The sequence below is a fragment of the Eggerthella guodeyinii genome (genome assembly GCF_009834925.2).
In the GTDB taxonomy this organism is placed as follows: Bacteria; Actinomycetota; Coriobacteriia; order Coriobacteriales; family Eggerthellaceae; genus Eggerthella; species Eggerthella guodeyinii.
The window spans coordinates 4,119,802-4,144,324 of the sequence record NZ_CP063310.1; the positions used below are offsets into that span (position 1 = coordinate 4,119,802).

Annotated in this window: 15 protein-coding genes; 3 read left to right on the forward strand and 12 right to left on the reverse strand. The window is 63.6% G+C overall.

The window, feature by feature from the left end:
- Nucleotides 1-5 precede the first annotated feature (5 nt).
- From GS424_RS17600 to GS424_RS17635, 8 genes are all read right to left on the reverse strand, one after another.
- Entirely contained in the window at nucleotides 6-398 is a 393-nt protein-coding gene (locus GS424_RS17600; protein WP_101721004.1) for a heat shock protein transcriptional repressor HspR, read from the reverse strand.
- Nucleotides 398-1,351: a DnaJ C-terminal domain-containing protein gene (locus GS424_RS17605; RefSeq protein WP_154332579.1), complete on the reverse strand. Its 954-nt coding sequence runs from the start codon at nucleotides 1,349-1,351 to the stop codon at nucleotides 398-400. The genes GS424_RS17600 and GS424_RS17605 overlap by 1 nt, the downstream gene beginning before the upstream one ends.
- Nucleotides 1,352-1,579: 228 nt before the next feature.
- A complete protein-coding gene (locus GS424_RS17610) occupies nucleotides 1,580-2,275 on the reverse strand; it encodes a nucleotide exchange factor GrpE (RefSeq protein ID WP_154332580.1) in 696 nt (231 codons plus the stop codon).
- Nucleotides 2,276-2,280: 5 nt separating this feature from the next.
- Nucleotides 2,281-4,191 carry a molecular chaperone DnaK gene (dnaK, locus tag GS424_RS17615; protein ID WP_154332581.1) on the reverse strand — a complete coding sequence of 637 codons (1,911 nt, stop codon included), beginning with the start codon at nucleotides 4,189-4,191 and terminating at the stop codon, nucleotides 2,281-2,283.
- A 374-nt stretch (nucleotides 4,192-4,565) separates the two neighbouring features.
- Entirely contained in the window at nucleotides 4,566-4,754 is a 189-nt protein-coding gene (locus tag GS424_RS17620) for a 4Fe-4S binding protein (RefSeq protein ID WP_009305423.1), read from the reverse strand.
- A 243-nt stretch (nucleotides 4,755-4,997) separates the two neighbouring features.
- Nucleotides 4,998-6,020, reverse strand: a complete 1,023-nt coding sequence (gene hypE, locus GS424_RS17625) for a hydrogenase expression/formation protein HypE (RefSeq protein WP_160940856.1) — start codon at nucleotides 6,018-6,020, stop codon at nucleotides 4,998-5,000.
- 103 nt (nucleotides 6,021-6,123) lie between these two features.
- Nucleotides 6,124-6,546 carry a nickel-responsive transcriptional regulator NikR gene (gene nikR, locus GS424_RS17630; protein ID WP_160940855.1) on the reverse strand — a complete coding sequence of 141 codons (423 nt, stop codon included), beginning with the start codon at nucleotides 6,544-6,546 and terminating at the stop codon, nucleotides 6,124-6,126.
- A 13-nt stretch (nucleotides 6,547-6,559) separates the two neighbouring features.
- A complete protein-coding gene (locus GS424_RS17635) occupies nucleotides 6,560-6,814 on the reverse strand; it encodes a hypothetical protein (RefSeq protein WP_009305426.1) in 255 nt (84 codons plus the stop codon).
- A gap of 129 nt (nucleotides 6,815-6,943) precedes the next feature.
- Between GS424_RS17635 and GS424_RS17640 the strand changes: the two genes are divergently transcribed.
- Nucleotides 6,944-7,375 carry a hypothetical protein gene (locus tag GS424_RS17640; protein WP_222617667.1) on the forward strand — a complete coding sequence of 144 codons (432 nt, stop codon included), beginning with the start codon at nucleotides 6,944-6,946 and terminating at the stop codon, nucleotides 7,373-7,375.
- A gap of 75 nt (nucleotides 7,376-7,450) precedes the next feature.
- On the opposite strand, the gene GS424_RS17645 is transcribed toward GS424_RS17640, so the two are convergent.
- Nucleotides 7,451-9,316: an FAD-dependent oxidoreductase gene (locus GS424_RS17645; protein ID WP_160940853.1), complete on the reverse strand. Its 1,866-nt coding sequence runs from the start codon at nucleotides 9,314-9,316 to the stop codon at nucleotides 7,451-7,453.
- Between the two features lie 182 nt (nucleotides 9,317-9,498).
- Here GS424_RS17645 and GS424_RS17650 point away from each other — a divergent pair, with 182 nt between their 5' ends.
- The gene (locus GS424_RS17650) at nucleotides 9,499-10,983 is read left to right on the forward strand and encodes a helix-turn-helix domain-containing protein (RefSeq protein WP_160940852.1); all 1,485 of its coding nucleotides are present in this window, start codon (nucleotides 9,499-9,501) and stop codon (nucleotides 10,981-10,983) included.
- 97 nt (nucleotides 10,984-11,080) lie between these two features.
- On the opposite strand, the gene GS424_RS17655 is transcribed toward GS424_RS17650, so the two are convergent.
- The gene (locus GS424_RS17655; protein ID WP_160940851.1) at nucleotides 11,081-12,493 is read right to left on the reverse strand and encodes a phosphohexomutase domain-containing protein; all 1,413 of its coding nucleotides are present in this window, start codon (nucleotides 12,491-12,493) and stop codon (nucleotides 11,081-11,083) included.
- 357 nt (nucleotides 12,494-12,850) lie between these two features.
- Between GS424_RS17655 and GS424_RS17660 the strand changes: the two genes are divergently transcribed.
- Entirely contained in the window at nucleotides 12,851-14,308 is a 1,458-nt protein-coding gene (locus GS424_RS17660; protein WP_160940850.1) for a response regulator transcription factor, read from the forward strand.
- Between the two features lie 93 nt (nucleotides 14,309-14,401).
- Here GS424_RS17660 and GS424_RS17665 read toward each other — a convergent pair whose 3' ends face one another.
- On the reverse strand, nucleotides 14,402-16,159 hold the full coding sequence (locus GS424_RS17665) for an FAD-binding protein (RefSeq protein ID WP_160940849.1): 1,758 nt from the start codon (nucleotides 16,157-16,159) through the stop codon (nucleotides 14,402-14,404).
- Between the two features lie 348 nt (nucleotides 16,160-16,507).
- Nucleotides 16,508-24,457 carry a Spy0128 family protein gene (locus GS424_RS17670; protein WP_160940848.1) on the reverse strand — a complete coding sequence of 2,650 codons (7,950 nt, stop codon included), beginning with the start codon at nucleotides 24,455-24,457 and terminating at the stop codon, nucleotides 16,508-16,510.
- Between the last annotated feature and the right edge of the window lie 66 nt (nucleotides 24,458-24,523).

A 24,523-nucleotide genomic window follows, 5' to 3' on the forward strand; every position in this document is an offset into this window, starting at 1 on the left:
TTCGCTTAGGGCAGCTGCCGCAAAGCAGTCGGTAAGTCGGATACGCGCACGAGGGCGTTCACGCTTTCGCGCGTTTCCAGCTCGTGCACGCGATCGGCCAGACGGCGCACGCGCTTGTGCAGGTCGTCCAGCTCGTTGTCGCGTTCCTCCAGGCGACCCTGGAGATCGAGGATGCGGATGACGCCCGCCAGGTTGATGCCCTCGCTCGTCAGCTCGTTGATCAGCTCGAGCCGCTCGATGTCGGCCGGCGAGTACATGCGGGTGTTGCCGCTCGTGCGTTGGGGCGAGACGAGCCCCTTCTGTTCGTACGCGCGCAGCGTTTGCGGGTGAACGCCCGCCAGCTGCGCGGCCACGCTGATCATGTACAGCGGGCGGTTGCGGTCGGTACGGTCGCTCATCACCAGCTCCTCACGTCGTCAGTCGTGGCGGCCAGGTAGTCTTCCATGGCCTTCTTCTGTCCTTCGTTCATGTCCTTGGGCACGACCACCTTCACGGTGATCTTCAAATCGCCCGAGCCGTCGCCCTTCACCTTCGGGGCGCCCTTGCCCTTCACCGACAGCACGGTGTCGTCCTGGGTGCCCTTCGGCACGCGCACGCGCACCTTCGTGCCGTCCGGCGCGGGAACCACCACGCTCGCGCCCAGCGCGGCCTCGGCCACGCTCACGGGCACGTCCATCAGCACGTCGGCGCCCTTGCGGGTGTAGAACGAATGCGGGTCGATCTTCGTGGTGATCAGCAGGTCGCCCGCTGCACCGCCGTTCTCGCCCGGACCGCCCTTGCCCTTGAAGCGCAGACGGCCGCCGTCCACGGCACCGGCCGGGATCTTCACCGTGAGCGTCTCGGACTCGCCGCGGCCGGGAACGCGCACGGTCACGCGCTTCTCGGCACCCTTGAATGCCTCATCGAACGTCACGTTGAGGGTGACGTTCATGTCCTGGCCCTTGCGCGGACGCGGTTGGCGACCGCCTCCAAAGCCCGACATGTCGTTGAAATCCCAGTCCGTTCCGAACGCGCCTTCGCCGTGACGGATGCTTTCCAGGATATCGGCCCAGCTGCCGAAGCCGCCTCCGCCTGCGCCGCCGAAGATGTCCTCGACGTTGACGGAACCGCCGCCGCCCCAGCCCTGGGGGATCTGATGCTCGTTCGCCGTACCGTATTGATCGTACAGCTTGCGCTTCTTTTCGTCCGACAGCACCTCGTACGCTTCGTTGAGCTCCTTGAACTTCGCCTCGTCGCCACCGGCGTCGGGGTGATGCGTGCGCGCGAGTTTGCGAAAGGCCTTCTTGATCTCGTCGGCCGTCGCCGTGCGTGGAACGCCTAGCGTCTTGTAGTAGTCAGGAGTCGCCGCCATGAACGCTCCACCTCCTTTATCAACCTGACGGCTTCCGGTGGCGGCCAGATTGGCTTTCAGAACCTGCCTCCGTTCGCACACGGCCCATCAGGCCGCTTAGCTCACGAACGCAGAACCTTCAAGCCAATCTGACTCACCACCGAAAGCCTGTTGTTTCCATTGTTGAATTCAACCGGCTTCCGTAAACCAAAAGCGGGCCGCCGTGTGGCCTTGCCCGCTCATGGTCATTTACTTTTGCTTTTCCGCGTCTTCCTGCGGTTTCTCCCGTTTGGGGCCGCCGGAAGTGACGGTTACCATTGCAGGCCTGAGAACTTTCGTTCCCATCTTGTAACCTCGTTGGTACACCTCGGACACCGTCTCGTCGGGCACGCTGGCATCGTCCACCGTGGCCACCGCTTGCGCCTCCAGCGCGTCGAATGCTTCGCCGGCCGGGTCGATCACCTCGACGCCGTCCTTCTTCAGCACGTCGACGAGCTTCGCGTGCACGGCCTTCACGCCGTCGAACAAGCCGCCTTCACCGTTCTTCGTGGCGTAGTCGATGGTGCGCTCGAAGTCGTCGATGACGGGCAGCAGGCTGGTGACCAGCTTCTCCGTCGCGCGGCTCTTCTCGACCTCGCGCTGCTCCGTCGTGCGACGGCGGTACGTGTCCCACTCGGCGTGCAGGCGCATGAACTTGTCCTGCCAATCCTGGGCTTCGGCCTTCGCCTGGGCCACCTGCTCGTCGGCCGAAGGGCCGGCGTCTTCGACGATCTCGGCCTCAACCGCTTCGGCTTCAACCGGCTCGTCTTGGGCTGCGGGCGCCTCGTCGGCGGGCCGCTCCTGCGGCTGAGCTTCCTCAGCCGCAGGTCGGGTATCTTCGATGGGAACGCTCTTGCCTGCGCCTTGAGCCGCGCGCTCGGGCGTGGGCTGGTTGGGCTGGGCCATAGCGATTACTTCCCTTCCTTATTGTCGTCGTCCTCGACGACCTCGTAGTCGGCCTCGATGGTGTCATCGGCCGGGGTGGACTCGGCGGCGGCAGCCTGCGAGGCGGCGTCCGCGCCCTGCGTGGAGTACACGACCTCGGCCAGCTTGTAGCCCGCCTGCTGCATCTTCTCGGTCGCGGCCTTGATGGCGTCCATGTCGGAGCCCTCGAGCGCCGACTTCGCCTCGGCGATAGCCTCCTCGGCGGCGGACTTCACGTCGGCCGGAGCCTTGTCGCCCACTTCCTGCAGCGTCTGCTCGGTGGCGTTCACCAGGGCGTCGGCGTTGTTGCGAACCTCGATCTCTTCCTTGCGCTTGGCGTCTTCCTCGGCATGGGCCTCGGCGTCCTTCACCATGCGCTCAACCTCGTCGTCGTTCAGCGCGGTGGAGCCGGAGATGGTGATCTGCTGCTGCTTGCCGGTGCCCAGATCCTTCGCCGACACGTTCACGATGCCGTTGGCGTCGATGTCGAACGTGACCTCGATTTGCGGCACGCCGCGGCGCGCGGCCGGGATGCCGGTCAGCTGGAACTTGCCCAGCGTCTTGTTGTCGGAGGCCATCTGGCGCTCGCCCTGCAGGACGTGCACCTCGACCGACGTCTGGTTGTCGGACGCGGTGGAGTAGATCTCGGTCTTGCGGGTCGGGATGGTGGTGTTGCGGTCGATCATCTTCGTCATGACGCCGCCCATGGTCTCGACGCCCAGCGACAGCGGGGTCACATCGAGCAGCAGGATGCCCTCGACGTCGCCGGCCAGCACGCCGCCCTGAACGGCAGCGCCCATGGCAACGACCTCGTCCGGGTTCACGGACATGTTCGGCTCTTTGCCGGTGAGCTTCTTCACGATGTCCTGCACGGCGGGCATACGGGTGGAGCCGCCCACGAGGATGACCTCGTCAAGGTCGCCGGACTTGAGGCCCGCGTCCTTGAGCGCCTGCTCGACGGGCTTCTTCACGCGATCCAGCAGGTCCTTCGTGATGCGCTCGAACTCGGCACGCGTCAGCGTGTAGTCGAGGTGCTTCGGGCCGGAAGCGTCGGCCGTGATGAACGGCAGGTTGATGTTGGCCTGCGTGGTGGAGGACAGTTCCATCTTCGCCTTCTCGGCAGCTTCCTTCAGACGCTGCAGGGCCATCTTGTCCTGACGCAGGTCGATGCCGTTCTCAGCCTTGAACTTGTCGGCCATCCAGTCGATGATGCGCTGGTCCCAGTCGTCGCCGCCCAGGTGGTTGTCGCCGGCGGTGGACGCAACCTCGAACACGCCGTCGCCCAGCTCCAGGATGGACACGTCGAACGTGCCGCCGCCCAGGTCGAAGACGAGGATCTTCTCGTCCTTGTTCGTCTTGTCGAGGCCGTAGGCCAGCGCGGCGGCCGTCGGCTCGTTGATGATGCGGAGCACTTCGAGGCCCGCGATCTTGCCGGCGTCCTTCGTGGCCTGGCGCTGCGCGTCGTTGAAGTACGCGGGCACCGTGATGACGGCCTGCGTGACCGGCGCGCCCAGCTGCTTCTCGGCGTCGTTCTTGAGCTTCTGGAGCACCATGGCGGAGATTTCCTCCGGGGTGTAGTCCTTGCCGTCGATGTCGACGACCGCGCGGCCGTCCTTGCCCTTCTGCAGCTTGTAGCTGACCGTCTTCTGCTCTTCCGGCGTCTCGTTGAACGAGCGGCCGATGAAGCGCTTGACGGACGAAACGGTGTTCTCAGGGTTCGTGACAGCCTGGTTCTTCGCAGCCTTGCCGACGACGCGCTCGCCGTCCTTGCGGAAGCCCTCGACCGACGGGGTGGTGCGGTCGCCCTCGGCGTTCACGAGGATTTCGGGCTCGGAGCCCTCCATGACGGCCATGGCGGAGTTCGTCGTGCCCAAGTCGATACCAAGAATCTTGCTCATTATCCTGCTTCCTCTCTGTTGGAGTTGTTACCTAAGTAAGTCGTTAGCAGTCGTTTTCTGTCTATGCGTCAAAGCACGCCCGCAGGCGCACTTTGTCGATGGAGGGCGCGGCCGCGGATGCGTTCCGCATGCTCAAGCTCTCTTCGATGTATTGGACTATATAATCTAAGTCTGTTGGTGTCAAGTTAGTTACCAATTTGTCATGTAAGTTTTGTTAACGCCCCAAACTATAGCGATCTGCCGCGATGCGCGCCGCTCTCGCATCGCACCGTTACGCTGCATCCATGCACTTGTTGCCCGAACGCAAAGAACCCCCGCCTCCTGGGGAGGCGGGGGTTCTTGATGCGCTTGTTGAAAGCGGGTGAAGCCGGAGGCTAGTCCTCGATGACCTCGGGGATCGCGCCCATGGGGCACTCCTCGACGCAGTCGCCGCACGCGATGCACGCATCTTCGTTCACGACCTCGGCGACGCCGCCGACAACCTCGAGCACTTCCTGCGGGCAGGCATCGACGCAGATGCCGCAACCGATGCACTCATCGGCCTCGATAACCGGGTGAGACATAGTTAACTCCTTCTCGTCTAAAGCATTCCGACGGGATGCGTCGGGTCACTTCCCCAAAAACTTTATGCCCGCAAGATACCATTGTTGTCCGCAAATGCAAGAAGAAACGCCGAATTTCTCAGGGTGCGGCGGCAAATTCTCTATCGAAAGCGCGCCCGTTTCGGGGCTCGACAGGTGCCTTCGCGCGCCTTTTCGCAGGTTAGCGCTCGCTTCTTGCCTTTCCCCGGGTCGTATGGAGAACTTTTAACAAATGCGCGGCAATTGCTCGCCAACGAGCATGTCGAGGATGCGCGTACCGCCGAACGCCGTGCGCAGGAACACCTTGGAGCCGCGTTCGGGCTGCATGGCCGACACCTCGCCGATGATGGCCGCGTCGGCGCCGTATCGGTTCGCGCGCATGGCGGCGAGCGCCGCGTCGGCCTCGTCGGCCGCCACCACGCACACCATCTTGCCTTCGTTCGCCACCTGCAGCACGTCGTAGCCCAGCATGTCGCACGCGCCCTGCACGGCGGGCTTCACGGGGATGGCGTCCTCGTCCACGGTGATGTCGGTGCTCGACTGGGCCGCCAGCTCGTTGAGCGTGGACGCCAGGCCGCCGCGCGTGGGGTCGCGGAAGCAGCGCGTGCTCGGCGCCGCTTCCAGCACCTCGGCGATAAGGTGGTTGAGGGGCGCGGCGTCGCTTTCCAGGTCGGCCGAGAAGCTCAAGGATTCGCGGCAGCTCATGATGGTGATGCCGTGATCGCCCAGCGTGCCGGTGACCAGCACCTTGTCGCCCGGCCGGCACTGCGCGCCGCCCAGGTTGACGCCCTCGGGGATGGTGCCCACGCCGCTCGTGTTGATGTACACGCCGTCGCCGTGGCCGCGGTTCACCACCTTCGTGTCGCCGGTGACCAGGCGCACGCCGGCCTCCTGCGCACAGGCGGCCATGGAGGCGCAGATGCGCTTGAGGTCCTCGATGGGGAAGCCCTCTTCCAGCACGAAGCCGCAGCTGAGGTAGCGCGGGGTGGCGCCGCTCGTGGCCACGTCGTTCACCGTGCCGCAAATGGCGAGGCGGCCGATGTCTCCGCCGGGGAAGAAGTGGGGCGTCACCACGAAGCTGTCGGTCGAGAACGCCAGCCGCTCGCCCGGCGCGGGGGCGGGCAACACCGCCGCATCGTCGCCGCGCAGCAGCTCGTCGCCGGCGTAGGCGGCGAAGAACACGTCGTCGATGATGCGCTTCATCATCGTGCCGCCGCTGCCGTGTCCCAGCATGACCGTGGTATCCATACTACTCCCTGCCCTCCGATGAGTTGATGCGAACGAATGTTTCACGTGAAACATTCGCGCGAACACGAGCGCCGACCCTTTGCGGGCCGGCGAAATCTCCTACTTATATATACTGTCCCGTCGTGGTGACCACGAGGCGACCGTTCTTCACGCCCTTCGTGCCCAGGATGAGGTTCGCGATGTCCTGCACGAGGCCCGTCTCGCCGCGCAGCACGATGACCTCGAGGCAGTGGTGAGCATCGAGGTGCACGTGCATCGACGAGACGATGGACTCGAAGTAATCGTGCTGAATGGCGTGCAGCTTCTCCTGCAGATCGCTGGCATGATGGTCGAACACGATGGTGAGCGTGCCCACCACTTCGACGCCCGGCGTGGCGCACTCGTCCTCGACGAGCGCATCGCGCACAAGGTCGCGCACCACTTCGCTGCGGTTCTTCGCCAAGCCGCGGCGCGCGACGAGCTGGTCGAAGCGGACAAGCAGATCCTCGGGCATGGCGACCGAGAAGCGCATGAGATCGTTGCGCATAGACCGCTCGCGCCTACACGAGGTTGACAGTGACGTTCGCCGACGCTTCGGCGTCGTCCTCGAGGGCGTCCTTGGCCTCGTCGAGCAGGGCGCGTACGTCATCGAGCATGGCCTGCGCGGCATGCATCTTCTCGGAAACGGTGGCGAAGCCGGCATCGCCCGCCATATGCCCCAGGTTGTGAGCCCAGCGGCGTTCCAGCTTGATGTGGTCGTCGATCTGCTCGATCATCTGCTCGAATTGACCCGTGTTGATCCCGTTCGTGCACATACGCGCTCTCCAATCGTGATGCCGCCGCGACGCGCATGCCGCAACGGGCGTTTCTTGCTATTATTACGGTTATACGGCGAACGCACCTCGACCGCAAGGGATCGTGTGAAAAAATCTGCGAATGGTAACATGTACGAAGTCGCTCTCGACGAAGCATGGGAGCTGTTCGGCGAGCACCTCGACGGCGCGCGCTCGGCCCTCGTGTGCGTGACGAGCGCGCAGACTTTGAGCGAGCGCAGCCGCGCGGCACTCGATAGCGCGATGGCCTCGCTGGGCTACGGGAGCGGTGCGTGCACGTTCGCCACCGTGGAAGGGCTGGACGACCAGGCGCTGTTCCTGTTGATCGAAGGGCTCGACCCCCTGTGCCTGATCGCCGCAGACCAAGCGGCGGCCCAGGCGCTCGGGCGTGCGTTCCGCTGCGACGTCGCCTTGGGAAAGCCCGGCCGCGCGTTCGGGCGCTGCGTGGTGGCGTTCCGCGATTTCGACGCGATGCTCGACGATGGCCAGGACAAGCAGGTGGCCTGGGCGCTGCTGAAGAAGCTGCCGCGCTTCGGCGAATAGAGGACGCCCCAGAACCGCAACGCGATCCCAGGGCGTCCCCCATACAGATGTTTCACGTGAAACAATCGCCATCAATCAGGAATGATCTTCCACTACCGATTTCACGGCCAAGCGCCCCTCCGTGAGGGCAACGCTATGGCTGATACCCGGTACCGTAGTGGGATACTGCACCTTGAAGCGATTGCCCTGCACGTTGCCAGCCACGTACAGACCCTCGATGAGTTCGTGATTCTCGTCAAACGTGTGGCAGGCGGCATCGGACTCCAAGCCGCCCATGCACACGAGCATCGTGGACAACGTCAGCTTCGATGCGTAGAACGGCGGCGTCTCGAGGGCGAACATGCGGCTCGCCTTCTTGCCGAAGTCGGTATCCTTGCCCGCCCTTGCCAGTTCGTTATAGCGCTCGATGCTCTTCTTGGCGGCGTCGGCGTCGATGTCTGCGCCGATCAGCTTCAGCAATTCGTCGATGGTATCCGCCTTCAGCGTTTCACCCGCCTCGACGGCATCGTCGATCTGCTCCTGGAACGCGAAACTATCCTTATGCGTGAGCGTGTCGTTCACGTCTCCCGACGTGATAACCCCGTCTTCAAGAACATAGCAGCAGGCGCCATGCTCCGGCTTGAAGTGGGGCACTTGATCCTTCCAAGCGCCATCGAAGAACTGGTAAGAATACTTACCGGGCTGCCCTTCGATCTGATTCTCAAGCTGCTGACCAGGAACGTCCTCGTTCATGAAGCGCAAGCCGTTCGCATTGAGCTCCAGGAAACACGAGCTTCCCATACACGAGCCCATGTGGTGAATCATCGGAGCATGGGGAGTCGCTTCCATCATGGCGCCTACCTGCATGCCCAAGCACTGTCCGTCTCCCGTGTTGGATGCTTTTCCATCGATGTCCATGCCCGAGTACAGCGTCATGATGCCCGTCGTATCGGGATTGTAGTAGTACAGCATATCCGTATTGCCCGAATAGTCGCCCGTTGCCAGGATGACGCCTTTCGCCGCATTCGCGCGGATATACGTATCGTTCTCATCATCGTGCGCAATCACGCCCGTTACGCGCGAGCCCTCCTTGATCAGCTTCACAACGGGCGTATAGAACTTCGCCATCTTCACGTTCCCCGATTCCTGTGCGATATCGAAATTCGCTTGCAGACAGGGAACATGGTCGGGATACATGCGCACCGTGGTTTGGAAGCAGGGATAGTATTCGTCGGCGTTTCCGGACCAACCGTCCGGCAGCGGATAGCGTTCTGGCTGCACCCAGTATTCGGCATCGGTCGGCTGGGGCGACATGATGGAGTCGAGGTACGGCAGATCGGGCAACGCGCCGAAGTACCAATCCAGGTCGGCACCGGAGTTCGAGGCCCATGCTTCCAAAATGCTGTAGTTCGCCTTGTAACCCGACTCGCGCATGAGCTCGCCCACCACCTCCGTCACGTCGAGCCCGGTCATGCCATAGCGCTCCGTACATGCGGCGTTGATGGCACCGAAGTCTCCCGACCGGCCCTGCACGCCTGCCGTCTTCTCAAAGACGGCTACCGTCAATCCCTGTTCTGCAGCCGCCTCGCGCACGGCGGCAACGCCCGCTATACCTGCGCCGCACACCACGATGTCGACGTCCACCGTCTCGCTGATGTCCTCGTCGGCAATTTCAAGCGCGTCGTTGAGAAAGCCCGGCTTGTCGGGCCACATGACCGTGCCACTCGGTTTCGACGCTTCCTTCGTGAGCGTGTCGGACGAAGCGGGCGCAGCCTCGTCAGCACGTGCGGTTTGAGCCGCGTTTCCCGTTGAAGAGCTGGAAGACGCCGGCGAGCATGCGGACAGCGCCGCGACCCCCGCCATAGACAAGGCCCCGATGCCCCCCATTTTCAGCACGTCGCGCCGCGTGAACGATCCTTCCGCACGCCCGCTACGTGCCTCGGTCTCATGATCCTGTTTCATCCCTATCTCCTTTCCTTGAGCTGACAGCTTCCTCCGCAAGCAACCAACGAAGCTTATGCGTCATCGGCTATAATGCTTACGGGAGGATGGATGTCTCGAAGCCTATTCCGTCAGGAAAATTCAGGCATCGCATGAAACTGCCTATTTCTTTCACAAGCTTTTGAACAGGGATATTGCGAAACATGGAGAGATTGGGCACGCAGATCACCGCATATGAGCCCGCATACGGAGGCTACTCGTTCTGGTGGGCGACAACGCTGCTTTCGTTCCAAAGCACCGTGCTGTTCTTTCCCGACGAGAGCGTCCCGTTGCTCGTGCTCTTCCTGTTCGCTTCCTCCATCTCCACAAGCGTTCTCGCTCACTTCACGATCGCAGCCCTGCTGCTGAACGGCTTCTCGCTCGAACGCTTTCTTGCACGCGCTCCGTTGGCGGCAGGTGGGTGCTCGCTCATAGGGATGGCGCTTGTGGCTGCCGCATCGCTGGCAGGAGACGCCTCGGTCGCGCTCGTGTTGTCGGGAGGCGCGCTCATCGGTGCCGCGAACGCCAGTTTCAACACATGCTGGGGAGAAGTGTTTGGGCGTCTGCAGCCCCAAAGTTCAAGCTTCTGGATACTGACCTCCGTGTTCTTGGCGATCGTGCTGTACTTTGCCGTTGCGGGCCTGTCTTTCTTCGTTCCCGCGGCAGGACCCTTCGCCTGCTTCGCTCTCGCCCTTGCCGCATGCGTTTCCTTGGCGCGCGCAACGCGGCCTCCCCTGCACGACGAAGCCGCGGACGATGCTCGCCCGACCGAAACGTCGGCGTTACCCGTACCCCATGCCACCGAGATCGCGAAAACCCTTTGGAAGCCGTTGGTAGGCTGCGCCGTGTTCGGATTGGTGTTCAGCCTGTCCGAGCAGTTCGCCACCACCGGAGCGGCAGCGGTAGACTTCAACAGCGTGCACACGTTCTCGCTCGTCGGCAACGCGCTGGGTGCGGCCGTGCTGCTTGTCATCATGTTCGGGATGGGAAAGCGACTGGACCTCTCGACGGTAGGGAAAGTTTCCATTCCCCTGCTCATCCTGGGATGTCTCATCCTTCCCGCCATGCTCGGCATCACCACCATCGGCGCCAACACGCTCATCAGCACCGGATGCGTCATCTTCGACATGATGCTGGCCTGCTTGCTGGCCGAAACGGCTTTCGATTACCGCGCGAGCGGCGCCATACTCGCAGGCATCGCACGCGGCATCACCATCTGCGTATCGGGAATCGGCGCGCTGGTTGGTTGGGTGCTGACCACCACCTTCTCGTCTAACACGTTTGCGTTGATTGCGGTGGCGCTCGGCACCTGCTACCTAGCTGCATTGGCGTTTTCCGTGTCGCTCTCACGCAAGAAGATGCCTAGGTTGTCGATGGAAACGGAAGAGGCCCAAGACGAATCAAGCGAGTTGGAACGGAGCGCACAGGAGTTAGCCGATCGCAAAATCGGAGTCATCGTCGACACGTACGGGCTCACGCGTCGGGAAGCCGAGGTGCTCGAATATCTGGCGCGCGGGCGCACGCTCGCCTACATTTCAGACGAGCTGGTCGTTTCGCCGCATACGGTACGCAGCCACGTACGTCACATTTACGAAAAGACCCATGTGCACTCGCGACAAGAGTTGCTCGACCTGTTCGAACTAGCATAGCGCTGCGGCCCGGAACGCATTCCGGGCCGCAGCGGGCAGTACAGATGTTTCACGTGAAACAATCGCGCGGGGGAGCCGTCGGCGCGGGGCGGCGACTCTATGCGGTGACCACTTCTTCGGCGGCCTTCAGCAGGTCGTGGACCTCGTCCATCGTCTCGGCCTCGGCGTAGATGCGCACGAGCGGCTCGGTGCCGGAGGGGCGCATCATGACCCACGCGTCGCCTTCGAGGTAGAACTTCACGCCGTCGCGACGATCCACGTCCACCACCTTCTTGCCGCAAATCTCGGCGGGCGCGTAGCTCGGCACGATGTTCGCGCGGAAGTTCGCCATCTGCTCGTCGGTGATTTTCAGGCCCTGGCGCTCGAACTCCAGCTTGCCCACCTTCTCGAACATATCGTCCACCAGCTGGCCCAGGCTCATGCCGCGCTGCGCCATCGTCTCGCACAGCAGCAGCGCCATCAGCAGGCCGTCGCGCTCCATGACATGGCTGGGGATGCCGATGCCGCCGGACTCCTCGCCGCCCAGCATGACGTCGCCCTTCTCCATCTCGGCGTAGATCCACTTGAAGCCCACCGGCGTGCTGGTCAGCTCGAGGCCCAGGCGCTTGCACTGGCGCGCGAGCATGGCCGACGCAGTGATGGTGGACACGACGCGGCCGGTGAGGCCCTTGTCCTCGGCGAGGTGCGAGGTGAGCAGCGTGATGATGCGGTGCGGGTTCACGAAGTTGCCGTGCTCGTCCACCGCGCCGATGCGGTCGGCGTCGCCGTCGTTGATGAAGCCCGCGTCATAGCCCAGCTCGGGCACCTTGGCGATGCAGCGATCGACCCAGGGCGGAATGGGCTCGGGATGCAGGCCGTCGAACGTCGGGTCGGCGGCGTTGTTGATCTCGCACACGTCCACGCCCAAGTCGCGCAGCAATGTGGCCAGGTAGATGCGGCCCGCGCCGTACAGCGGGTCCACCACCACGCGCAGGTGCGCGTTGCGGATGGCCTCGGCGTCCACGCGCTCCTTCAAAGTGGCGAGGTAAGGGGTCATGAGGTCGACCGTCTCGCACGTGCCGCGCGCTTCGGTGGGGGCGTCGGCGAAGGCGGCCTCCACGCGATCGGCGTACGCCTTGCCCGCCGCGCCGCCGTCGGACATGCGCAGCTTCACGCCCAGGTACTCGGCCGGGTTGTGGCTGCTGGTCAGCATGATGCCGCCCACCGCGTCGGCGTCCTGGGCAACCGACCAGCACAGCGTGGGCGTGGGGCAATAGTCCTGCGTGAGCTTGACGGCGAAGCCCTGCGCCGCGGCGACCTCAGCCGCCAGCTGCGCGTAGGCGTGCGCGTCCTGACGGCAGTCGTGCCCCACGATGAGAGTGCCGGGCGCGTCCGCCGTGCGACCGGCCGCGAGGGCGTCTTCCTTGAACACGCGCGCAGCCGCGTCGATGACGCGCACGAGGTTGTCGTTGGTGAAATCCTCGCCGATGATGGCTCGCCAGCCATCGGTTCCGAAGTGTATTTCTGCCACGGAGCTTCCTTTCTCAAAGCCTGATGCTCACCAGTATAGTCAATCGGGCGGGCAAGGCGCAGGTTCGTCGCAAAATAGACAGGGGAACAAATGTTTCACGTGAAACATCGCGGGCTGCGGGCCGCGCGACGACGATGCACCTCGCATGCCCCTAAACGCAGCACAGGCCGCGGGGGAGGCGGCCTGTGCTTGGACGAGTGAAACGAGGAGAACCGTTGGAGTCGGTATTTCCACGAGGCATACTTTACGACGTTTATTATACTTTGTCAAGAATAATATATGCGTTGCGGGATAATCCCGATGTGAGGACTGCGTGCTATGCTGTGAGCACGGGGGATGTGGGGCGGAAGAGGGGTTATGGGAAGCGCATTCAATCGCATCGACGACCAGCGGCGGTACGTTCGCCAATTCAAGGAGAGCATCGCAAAGCACCCGTTCCTGTCGATCGGCTTCGGCCTGTATTGGATGCAGACGGTCCTGTTGTTCCAGAGCCCCTACCTGTTCCTCGACCCCTCGCCGCTGGCCGGCAGCGTCCCGTTGCCGAAGGGCACCGTGCTGCTGATGGCCAGCGTGATCACGTACCTCGTGTGGTGCCTGGGATACAAGCGCGTCAACCGGTTCAGCGAGGCACGCTGGTTTCCGTACGTGCTGTGCACCGTGCTGATGCTGGGAGCCATGCTGTACTGCGCGTACCCCGCGCTCATGGACGATCATCACGACCTCGCCGTAGTCACCTACCTGGCCGCATCCATCCTCATCGGGTGCGGAACGGCGAACGTCAACCTGGAAACGAGCCGCGTGTTCGCCTGCATCGGCCCGCTGCAGGTGCTGTTCAACGGCATCGCGGCGCTGTTCATCGGCACGGTGGGGGCGCTCGCGCTGTCGCTGTTCCCCAGCCAGGTGGGCCAGGTGGCGCTCGTGCTCATGCCGCTGCCCATGGTGGCCTGCATCTGGAAAAGCATCGCGCAGTTCCCGCGACGCGAGCTGTACGGCCAGGGCATGCAGGTCAAAGTGCACCCGCCCACCAAGTTCCTCGTGACGTCGGCGTTCCAGGGCCTCGCGCTGGGCGTCATGCACAGCCTGCTGATCAACAACTTCGGCAGCTCGTCGCTCGTGGTGAGCATGGGCTACTTCGCCGCCGTGGCCCTGCTGTTCTTCTGCGCCATCGCCGTGAAGAACAACTTCGACGTGCTCATCTACCGCATCGGGTTCCCGCTCATGGCGAGCGGGTTCTTCATCGTGGGAACGTTCGAGCCCGCGCTGCTGCCCGGCGCGCTGTCGCTCGATGCGGGCTACTGCTTCCAGTACCTCATGTCATGCTCGCTGTGCGCCTACCTGACGAAAGGGCTGGGGCAGCCGCCCGTGTGGATCATCGGCTCGGCCACGGCATGCCTGCTGGCCGGCCAGTTCGTCGGCAGCCTGCTGGACGTGCTCATCGCCGACTGGAGCCTGCTGTCGGTGTTCGTGGCGTTCGTGCTGCTGCTGGCCGCGCTGTTCATGACGAGCAGCCGCAACATTCGCACCGGCTGGGGCGCCGTGAGCCCCGGTGAAAGCGGCGCAGCCGACGGCGAGGGCGACAACCTGGCCGTCGCGAGCCAGCTCATCGCCACCGAGCATCGTCTGTCGAAGCGCGAGATCGAGGTGTTCGACCTCGTCGTGAAGGGGTACAGCCGCAAGGCCATCGCGCGCGAGCTGAGCATGGCCGAGGAGACGGTGAAAACGCACACGGGCCGCATCTACCAGAAGCTGCTCGTGCATTCCAAGCAGGAGCTCATCGAGCTGGCCGCCCAGCGCGCGGCGTCGCTCGAGCAGTAACCCGCGAGAGGGCGGGGCACCGAGGCAGCAAAAAGCCCGCGCCCCGGGAGGGTGGAGCGCGGGCAGCGGGAAGGGCCGTTGAAAAGCGGGGGGCTACTCGTTCTCGGCGATGTACTTGCCGGTGAGGTAGCCGAACGTCACGCAGTTCATGCCGTAGTTCGCGCCCTCGATCATGAAGGTGTAGGTGCCGGCGAACACGTCGCCCACCATGGTGCCCACGTTGTACAGGCCGGGGATGGGCTGGTCGTCAGCATCGCACACCTGCATGTTCACGTTCGTGTTGAGGCCGCCCATGACGGTGAGGAACCCGAAGACGTCGGTCATCTCACCGTAGAAGGGGCCCTCCTCGATGGGATGCAGGTGCTTCGCGTCCTTGTGGAAATCGTCGTCGGCGCCCTTCGCGGCCAGCTCGTTGTAGCGCTTGACCGTCTCGACCGCCTCCTTCGGCAGACCGAGCTTCTCCACGACCTCCTCGACGGTGTCGCCCTTGACGTAGGTCTTGTTCGCACCGGACGCCGCCTTGTCCCAGGAAGCCACCGCTGCGGCGACGGCCTCGTCGCCGGTCATCATGGAGTCGTTCGTCCAGTCGCCCGACACGGCCTCGTGCTTCGCGTAGCCCGCATCCCAAATGGCATACGCCTTCTTCTCGGGCAGCATCATGATGTTCTGGCTGGCCAGCGGGCCTACGCAGTTCTCGTTCATGAAGCGCTGGCCGTCGCGGTCGACCAGCAGGCCCAGGTGGTTCGTGTACAGGTTGCGCGGGCCGGGGCCCCAGTACGCGCCCATCGTGCAGTTCGGGAAGCTCTTCTGCCACGCAGCGCCCACCCACAGGCCCATTTTCTGGCCCTGGCCCTTGTAGATGCCGCCGTACTTGAAGCCCTGATCCCAGTCGGGATCCTTGTCGTACACGTCATCGCTGACGTAATCGGCGGTTTCGGGGCAGTAGCGGCGCATCATGTCGCGATCGCCCGAGAAGTCGCCCGTGGCCAGCACGACGGCCTTCTTGCCCACGTACTTCGCGTACGTGCCGTCCTCGCGCTTGCAGACGACGGCGCTCACGCGGCCCGTGTTGTCGTCTTCGCGAACGAGCTGCTCGGCGACGTTCTTGTAGTAGATCGTGCCCTTGAGGTCTTCCTCCAGATGGCGAGCGAGCTCCCACACCAGCAGCGGCTGCATCTTGCCGGTGACGATCTCGAGCCCCTCCTCGGGAGGCGTCTGGCCGTTGAGGTCCCAGCCGACGGCGGCCGTGCGCTGCAGGTAGAGGCTGTCCTCGTCGTCCGGCGTGCCGATCTCGATGGTGATGCCGTAGCCGGCCTTCTCCATGAGATCGATGGTCCAGTTCATGGCCTCTTCGGAGTGGTTGTAATGCTGGTACCACTTGCGCTGGTCCACCTTGTGCGTCTGGCAGAAGATTTCCTTCTCGTACTGCTCGACGGGGACGCGCGGGTAGCCCTGCTCTTCGAACGCCTTGCAGTACACGGCGTTGTTCGACCCGCCGCGGCACGTGGGCTTCGTCGAGGCGGACACGATGATGGTGTCCACGCCCGCTTCGGCGGCGCTGTTCGCCGTCATGAGGCCGGCGGTGCCGCAACCCACCACCACGAGGTCGGCTTCGATGGTTTCCTTGATGTCCGCCTCGGCGATGGGCTCGGGCGGAATCTCGAAGGCCCATTTGCGCTGCGCGGTGGCGGCGGTGTTGTACGACTCGCCGTCGGGCGCGCCGGCGCTGACGGCTTCCGCATCTTTGTCGGCCTTGTTCGCGGGCGAGCAGGCGGCCAGCGTCGCCGCGCCCATGGCGCCGACGGCCGTGACCGCCGCGCCCTTCAGAAAGTTCCTGCGATCGAGTTCCATGATGTCGCTCCCTTCCGTGCGAAGATCGCACCTCCCTCCGGCGCTTCCCCTCTTCGCAACGCCTCGCACCCTATCCCAGCGCGGCGGTGCTCCGCATCCCCCGACGAGGGGGCACCGGGGGAAACCCGCGATTGGCCCCTTTCGGGGGATGGTCGCATCCCTTGGGCGCAGAGGAGCGCCGTATGTTTCACGTGAAACATACGCGTTTGCCGGGGGTGTCGAGCGACAAGAAAGCCGGGCCGCCCCCGAAGGGACGACCCGGCTATGATGCCCGACACGTGCTTTTCAACCGCGCATCGGCGCGGGAGCCGCTCGAGCCGCGGCCCCGCGCCGTTCGCGCCGCGCGCCCTAATGCAGGCGGCGCCCGCTTCGGCGCGGCCGGCGCAGGCGCAGCGCCGCCACGCACGCGACGACCGCGGCCGCCAGCGCCGTGCCGACGGCGACCCACACGGGCGTCGCGTCGCCCGTCTGCACCAGGCTCCCACCGGGCAGCGGCTTGGGGGTCTCGGGGTCGGCGGCCTGCGGCGCCGACGGACCCACGTACACGTTCTCGAACACCGGCGCGCCGTTCTCGCCGTAGCTCCAATCGGCGGCGGAGAGATGCCCGTCGCCGTCGTCGGCCACGTCGACCCGCACGGCGAACACGGCGTCGTCGTACGTGACGCCCTCGGCGTCCCCTTCGACCTCGGCGATCTCGTATTCGTACGTGCCGGCCTCGTCGAACCCGATCCGGCCGAAGGAGACGGACCCGTCGGCGGCGTTCGCGGCCTCGGCCACCACCTCGCCGGTTGCCGCGTCGCGCAGCACGAAGGAGAACTCGCCCTCGACCAGGTCGCGGCCCGTCAGGCTCTTGGACGCTTCGAGCGCGATGCTCGCAGGGGCCGCCTCGTAGGAGTTGCGGAAGGTCACGGCCTCGAGCGCCTCCCCGCCCTTCTCGACCGACCACGCCACGTCGAGCGCGCCCGCGCCGTCGTCGGTCACCGTGGCGGTCACGTCGTACACCGCGCCGTCGTACGTCACGCCGCCCCGGTCCCCGGGGGCCTCGGAGAGCCGGTAGGCGTAGGTGCCCGCGGCGTCGAACGTGAGCGCCGGCATCTCCACCGTTCCGTCAGCGGCGTTCGCGGCCTCGGCCACCACCTCGCCGGTGGCCGCGTCGCGCAGCACGAAGGAGAACTCGCCCTCCACCAGGTCGCGGCCCGTCAGGCTCTTGGTCACCGGGACGCCGCCCTCGCCCGTCAGGCTGCTGTCCGCGGGATCGACGCCGTAGACGTTGGTGAACGTGAACAGGGCGCCCGCGGCCGGGTCGGTGACGGCGGAAAGCGTGCCGTCGCCGTTGTCGGTCACCGTCACGGCGAAGGTCTTGACACCGCCCTCGTTGGCGACGCCCGGGAACTCGCCCGCCTCGGTCACCGAGTACGTGAAGGTCTTGGAGCGCGTCGCGCCCGCACGAGTCGCGGCTTCGCCTGCCTCGCCTGTCTCGGCGGCAGCTTGGCCCTCAGGCCACACGTTGGCAACCGTGTACTCGATTTCGCCGAAGCTCACATTGCCCACCGCGTCGTTCACGGCGGTCTTGGTGCCGTCCGCACCAGTACCCTGGGGCATCGGCGCGGGGGTGCCGTCGTCCGCCGCGAAACCGGTCAACGTAAAGGTGTACGCGCCGGCGACGTCCTCCTGCGTAGGCGCGCTCCCCGAGCCGCCGCCGTCGATGACCTTCCTGCCGTCGATGGACTTGGAGACGGCCTGGGCGTCGTAGACGTTTTGGAAGGTCAAGCCGCTGCCCTCGCTGCCGTAGTCGACAGCGATGCCCAACGTGCCGTCACCACCGTCGGTCACATGCACCGCGACGGCGAACGAGTCCTTGACCGGCGTGATGCCGCTGCCCGCGAGGCCGTCGGTTATCTCGGACACCTCGTAGACGTATTCGTAGCCCGTCTCCGTCTTGGTCGCGATGCCGCTCGCGACGTCTCCGGCAAACGAGTCGGTGCTGTACGGGATGGCGGAAAAGCCGATCGTGCCGTCCGCGGCGTTCGTTCCCGTGGCCACCACGTTGCCCTTGGCATCGACCACCTGGAAGGAGAACTCGCCCTCCACCAGATCGCGGCCCGTCAGGCTCTTGGTGGCGTTAATGACCGCATTGCCCTCGCCGCCGAGCACGCCGGTTGCAGCGTAGGAGTTCGCGAACGGGATGGCAACGCCGGCCACCGCATCGTCAGCATTGCTTACGGTGAAGGTCTGCGGCTCGCCGTCCCCCTTCAGCACGGTGATCGTCACCGCGAGCAAGCCGTTGCCGTCGTCCTTCACATCGAACGTCACGGTCGCGCTCTCGTCGTCGTTGGCGTAACCGGCCCCGCCGCCCTTCGTCTCGGTCACGACGAAACCGTACCGCTTGCCGCCATCGTCCGCGGTGAACGTGAGACCGTCGAAGTCGAGGGGCATCAAGGCAACCTCGCCGTCGGCTGCAGCCTCGGAAGGCACCACCCGGCCCTCAGTCGAGATTCCCAAGCGATCGGCCGACAGCTCGTCAAGGGGCTTCACCGTGAACTCGAACTGGCCCGCTTCCATGTCGCGGCCGGTCAACGTTTTGGAAATGCTCACGTTGGCCCGCTGCGAAAGCGGAAGCTCCGCCTTGTACGCGTTGGAGAACGCGCCGTTTGCGACAGCCGCGGTTGAGCTGAGCGTGCCGTCGTGGTTGTCGACCACCGTAACGGTAACCGTAGCCTCGTGGCCGTCATATACGATGCCGGCGTTGTCGCCTGCAATCTCGGACACCTTGTACACATAGGTGCCGGCCTTCGTGTAGACGATCTCGCCGAAGTCGAACGAAGCCTCGTCGCCCTCCGCCGGCTTGCCCACCGTGACGGTGTCGCTCTCGGGCATCGGCGCCCCCTCGGTCACGGCTTCAATCCTAAACTGGAACGCGTAGTCGTCGGTCCATTCATGGCCCTCGAACGTCTTGGTCAACCGGAAGTTCGCAGGCACGCCGTCGGTCGGCGCGGCGCTATAGCTGTTCGTGAACGCCGCGATGTTGTCAGGCTTGTTCTCTCCCTCATTGGCGTAGCTCACGGCAGCGTCCAGCTGGCCGTCGTTGCCCTCATCGGTCACTTCCACGGTGATGGTGGATGTGGACGCATCGTAGATCCAGCCAGCGGGAACCTCTTGACCTTCGGCCGCCTGGTCTTCCACTACGGTGAACTGATAGGTGCCCGCCTTCCGGAAGGCTATGTCGCCGAAGTTCGCGACCTTCACCTCGCCGGCGGCGAAGGGACCCGCGATGGAGACGTGGTTGCCGCCGGATTCGACATCGACCGCCTGCCACTTCTCGTTCTCAGGATCCACCGGGGCCAGCGTGAAGGTGAAGTCGCCGTCAGCATCAGCACCCTCGACGCTCTTCTGCACCGCGAGCGCCGCGTCGCCGGAAAGGACGGCGGGGCTCGCCTCGTAGGAGTTCACGAAAATCGGGTTATTGCCCACGACGCGCGCGGCCAGCCGACCGTCACCGTCGTCGTCGTTCACGTTCACGGTGATGGTCTTTGCGTTCCCGTCACCGGTCGCCCACGTCCAACCCGCGCGCTCGCCCGGATCGTTTTCGACTACGGAGAAGACGAAGGTTCCTTCAGCCGTAAAGGTCAAGTTTCCAAAAGACGCTTCGGCCCTGCCGCCTTCCTCGTACGGGCCCGCCGCCACGGCGGTTACCGCGCCGTTTTCGTCAAGACCGACTACGGCGTTCCCGTCGCCCTCTATGAGAGTCAGCGTGAAATCGAAGCTGCCCTCGTAAGGGGCCCCTATCACTTGCTTGACAGCGGACAGCTTGGCCTCGACTGGCATTTTGCTGTACTCGTTCTTAAAACTCATGGCAGGAGCAACGTAGTTCACATCTTCGGTACTAGCCGGACCGTATACGGTTTCGTTGACAGAATCGCCTCCCGCCGTCTTGATCCTGACGACGGTGGTCTCGGCATGCATCGTGCCCTTTCCGTCATCCTTCACGCTGACGTCCACGCGGTACTGCGAAGCGTCGTAGGTCACGCGATCGGCCTCGCCGAGCGTCTCGTCTACGACGAACGAATAGGTTTTGCCGGCATCATCCTGGTCAAAGGCGAGTCCTTGGAGCTTTTTCATCTCCTCGGGGACGCCATCGCGGCGGCTTTGAGTATTCGCGAAGCTCTTGTCGACGTCGGCCAACTTGCCGTTGGCCTCTTCAGCGGTGGTGCTTCCGTTGTCGGCCCCCGTGATGGTGAAGCCAAATTCGCCCACGTTCATGGCGCGGCCGTTCAGCGTCTTGCTCACGCTCAATCCGCCCGCGTCGCCGTAGTTGATGCCTGATTCGTACGAATTCTCGAACACGGCCTTGCTGTTGTCGGTCGCGCCTTCTCCATTGTCGTACGCCACCGATTCGACAGCCAGCCTGCCGCTCTCCTCGTCGAGGCGCACGACCACCGTCACGTTGCATGCATGCGTGTCGTACACGATCCCGTCGAGCTTGCCATCCTGCGCATCTTCGGGCACGTCCTCGGTTATCTGGAACGTATAGGTTCCCGCTTTGGTGAAGCGTACGGAGCCGAAAGCGAAGTCGACGTCGGACGCGGTTGCGGTAGCGGAGTTTCCGTCAATCTGGACAACACCGTCGGCAACGGCGCTCGCCGTGGCGCCCGTGGGCTCGAGCGTGAAGGTGAAGTTATCCTCTTCCGTCCAATCGCGGCCGGTCAGCACCTTGGTGCCCCCTAAAGCGGTGCCACCTTCGAGCACGGCGGGTTCGGGGTTATACTCGTTTGCGAACACGATGGATTCGCCATCGGTAACCGGCACGCCGTCGCGCATGAGCGTGCGGGTGGCGACGACACGCGTCCCGCCGCTGCCGTCAGCCTCGGCGCTCACGGCTACTTCCAACGTGTACACGGTATCGTCGTACGCCATGGCCGGGATGTCCCCCTCGACCTCGCGTATCTCGTAGGTGTAGGTGAAGCCTACATGCTCGCCCGTGAAGACCAGCTCGCCGAAGGAGGCAGAGCGCGTTTCCGCGTCGATAGCCGCGGTCGCGGTTTCTCCGGAAGATACGCCTGCTGGCATGGGCGCATCGGGAGCGTCAGCGGAGCTCTTGATCGTGGGCTTGAGCTCGAATACGAAATCGCCGTCGCTCATGGGGCGCGATCCGGAGCTGTCGGCGTAGTTTTTGACCGCGTTCACGACAACCGTATCATTGTCGGCGCTGAAAGCGTTGACGAATGCGGCAGTGGTGGTGATGGCGGGTTCGGCCAGCCGGTTGCCCGCGTCATCGAAAAGTTGCGTTATCTGCGACGTCGCCTCCAAGCGGCCCTGGCCGTTGTCGATCACGTTGACCGTCACCAGATACTGCGCCTGCGACCGCGTAATGCCAGGAATGTCTGCTGCGGCAGTCGGGTCCTCGCGGATAAGGTAGGTGTAGGTGCCCGGTTTCGTGTAGACGATGTCGCCGAAGCTGAACGAAGCCAAGCCCGTCTTGTCGTCCACGTCGGAGCCTTTCACCGCAACCGTGGCATTCTCGGGCATCGGGGTGCCCACCGGCGAGTTGGAGGCGGAGCTGATACTGAACTCGAACTCGTCGGTATCGAGCCAGTTGCGGCCGTCGATGGCCTTAGTTCCGGTCAAGCTGGCGGAGCCGTCAAGCGTTGCGGGAGTGGCGCTGTAGGTATTGATGAAGCTCACCGTGGTGGTGGCGCCATCGGAAATGGTGCCGAACTCGCCGCTCGACTGCAAGGTGAAGCCCTGCGGAACGTTCTTCTCGGTCACCGTATACTTCCAGCCATCGGACAGACCGTAGATGAACAGCGTCTGCCCGTCGGTGATCTCGAAGTCAGCCTTACCCCGCTCGTCGAAACTCAGGGTGAACCGGTTGCCCTGAATGTCGCCCTGGTCGTTCTTGACCACGGCATCGAAGCTCTTGTTAGCCGCGTCGGTCACAACGATCTCGAAGGCGAATTTCGTGGAGGCATAGTCTCCCTCGTCGAAGCCTTCGGGTACGGTGACATCCTTGCTGACGGCGAGCGTGCCTGGGAGCTCTGCGGAAAGCACCCCGTTGTTGCCCAAATACGAATTGACGACGCCAGCCGTCTGTTCGTTCGCCCACTCGGGGGAGACCACGGCCGATGCGGTGTCAGTTTCGTTGCCCGTTTTCTCGTCGCTGAAGTTCTTGATGTACGTCAGGCGAGGCTGACCGGCCTTGACGTAGGCGTTGCCGACCGTATCGAAACCAATCGCATCGCTCAAGAAGGTCAAACTGCTCGATGGGAAGGAATACACCTCGGCTTGCTTCTTGAGCCCGTCGCCGTCCTTCTCGTAATGGTCGAGCTGGTAGTAGAAGACATTGAAGTTGGCGAGATCCTCCTCCTTCGCCGGCGTCGAGCAGGTTTCGTCAACGTAGACGGGAGTATTCGCGGTGAAGTAATAAAAGGAGTTGCCTTCGGCAGGTTCGAACGCTGCCGTAGTATTGCCGTGCTCGGGATCGCCAGCTACGCCGTCCGTCTCCTCGTAAAGGTTCGAGTAGAACCGCACGTTGCCGTTCTCGTCCTTGTTGGCGTCGATGTAACTTTGAAGCTCGGCATCGGGATCGGCGAGGGACGCCGCCGCTTCATCTTTCAGGCTCACGCCGTAGAACACGCGAATGGGGTAGGCTGCGTTGGTCGTGAAAGACTCCTGTCCTTCGGTCGTGTCAACCTCGTAGGTGCGTAGAGGGATGAGGGTGGCCGGTATCTTGACCGTGACGACATCGCCCGTTGCCATGTCGTCGCTGTGCTTGACCTCCACGATGAGATCGGCCATGTCGCCTTCTGCGTAGTCGGGATTACCGGTTGCGACCGTACCCTCGAAGTGGTAGGCGGTTACGTTACCGTCGGTACTCGATGTGGGGTTGGAGAAGGATTGATCCGCATACACCACCGTCATGTTGGATGGGTCGACCTCCATGTAGGCGCCCAGCTGATCGGTAAACGTAAGGTATCCCCCATGGGCCGGATCGCTGCCCTCAACTCGCGTAGGCAGCCCCGCACCCGTATTGATCTCCTCGAAGATATCCTCGAAGATGCCGTTCAGATCGTTGGCGTTGTCAGCGGCCTTGTAGTAGCTGGCATCCGCAACCCGATCGCCCCACGTAATGGTAAAATACCCGTCCTCGAAGAAACCGCCGTTGTCGCCCTGCGCCGTAGCATTCGGATAGCTGCTCGAAACAGCGTTCATGTAGCTGTTGTAGTCATCTGTTCCGCTCGGGTCGGAGCCTTCCATCACGCCGACTGAATAGATCAGCGTGTCGCCTTGTTTGATCGCGTAAGCAGCGTTGACGGTGTCGGCCGCCACCTCGTTGTCAAAACCGTTCTGGTGGTTCGGTTCGCCGTCGGTGAAGAAGATAACGACCTTCTGCGCACCATCGCGAGCACCCTCCAAGACATTTTGTGCATGCTGCATGCCGTAATCGGCAGCGGTGGAGCCATTGGCTTCCAAGCTATTGACGGTGTTTTTGAGCTCTTCGACGTGCTCGTCGTCGACCGTCGTCAGCCCGGCACGCGTGTTGGCGTTACTTGCGAACGTCACGATAGAGATGGAATGCTTATTGGCAGAATCAGCGATGGATTCGTTGGTTTTCGCCGTCTCATCAATGAAGGCGTTGACCGCGTTCTGCAGAGCATCGAGCCTCGTCGGCTGAATACGCTGGTAGAACTGCACGCCGTTGGGATTCTGGGCAGTTTTTGGTTCAACCGTACGGCCGTTCACCTTCCAGCCGACATGCTGCCACCCCCACAAACCGTTGCCGGTGCGTTCCTCGGTAACCTTAACGTAGTCGTCGCCCTGCTTGACATAGTAGTCCGGAGCAAGTGACCAACCGCTCGTTTCCTGAACGTCGGTGACTTCATTATAAAACGGATCGCCCATACCCTCATCCATCGAACCCGAAGTATCCAACACCAGCACGATGTCGAGCGGGGTGGATGCTGTCGTGGTAAGGTTGGACGTTGAGGAGAGGGCGGAAAGTCCCACTAGGAAGTCGGCATCGCCCTTTTCGATGGTGATGGGCGAAGGAGAGAGCGTGATGTCGGAATCCTCGACGGTCTTGTCCGTCCATATCCGGCCCACGTTCTCGGTGCTGTCTCGCAAGCCTTTCTCCCAGTTGCCCAACGTGTTGGCGTCGGTCACCGTAGAGCTGTCGTTTGCCGCAAGGGGTACGGAAACGTCGTCGGAGTCGGTTCCGAAGCCGAAGAGCGATGCGATAGCGCCGATCGGGTCGAAGCCTCGTTCACCCCCTTCGCTCGCGTATGCTGCTGTCGGCGCCATCGAAAGCACCAACACGAGGGCGATCAGACAGGCAAACAGCCTAGAATGCGACCCCCCCCCCCCGCT

What these genes read in the sequence shown, in the direction of transcription:
- GS424_RS17660 (WP_160940850.1), top strand. Translation starts at nt 12,851, where the DNA reads ATGGGAAGCGCATTCAATCGCATCGACGACCAGCGGCGGTACGTTCGC.
- GS424_RS17645 (WP_160940853.1), bottom strand. Translation starts at nt 9,316, where the DNA reads ATGAAACAGGATCATGAGACCGAGGCACGTAGCGGGCGTGCGGAAGGA.
- GS424_RS17605 (WP_154332579.1), bottom strand. Translation starts at nt 1,351, where the DNA reads ATGGCGGCGACTCCTGACTACTACAAGACGCTAGGCGTTCCACGCACG.
- GS424_RS17610 (WP_154332580.1), bottom strand. Translation starts at nt 2,275, where the DNA reads ATGGCCCAGCCCAACCAGCCCACGCCCGAGCGCGCGGCTCAAGGCGCA.
- GS424_RS17640 (WP_222617667.1), top strand. Translation starts at nt 6,944, where the DNA reads ATGTACGAAGTCGCTCTCGACGAAGCATGGGAGCTGTTCGGCGAGCAC.
- GS424_RS17635 (WP_009305426.1), bottom strand. Translation starts at nt 6,814, where the DNA reads ATGTGCACGAACGGGATCAACACGGGTCAATTCGAGCAGATGATCGAG.
- GS424_RS17620 (WP_009305423.1), bottom strand. Translation starts at nt 4,754, where the DNA reads ATGTCTCACCCGGTTATCGAGGCCGATGAGTGCATCGGTTGCGGCATC.
- dnaK (WP_154332581.1), bottom strand. Translation starts at nt 4,191, where the DNA reads ATGAGCAAGATTCTTGGTATCGACTTGGGCACGACGAACTCCGCCATG.
- GS424_RS17600 (WP_101721004.1), bottom strand. Translation starts at nt 398, where the DNA reads ATGAGCGACCGTACCGACCGCAACCGCCCGCTGTACATGATCAGCGTG.
- GS424_RS17665 (WP_160940849.1), bottom strand. Translation starts at nt 16,159, where the DNA reads ATGGAACTCGATCGCAGGAACTTTCTGAAGGGCGCGGCGGTCACGGCC.
- GS424_RS17670 (WP_160940848.1), bottom strand. Translation starts at nt 24,457, where the DNA reads ATGGCGCCGACAGCAGCATACGCGAGCGAAGGGGGTGAACGAGGCTTC.
- GS424_RS17650 (WP_160940852.1), top strand. Translation starts at nt 9,499, where the DNA reads ATGGAGAGATTGGGCACGCAGATCACCGCATATGAGCCCGCATACGGA.
- nikR (WP_160940855.1), bottom strand. Translation starts at nt 6,546, where the DNA reads ATGCGCAACGATCTCATGCGCTTCTCGGTCGCCATGCCCGAGGATCTG.
- hypE (WP_160940856.1), bottom strand. Translation starts at nt 6,020, where the DNA reads ATGGATACCACGGTCATGCTGGGACACGGCAGCGGCGGCACGATGATG.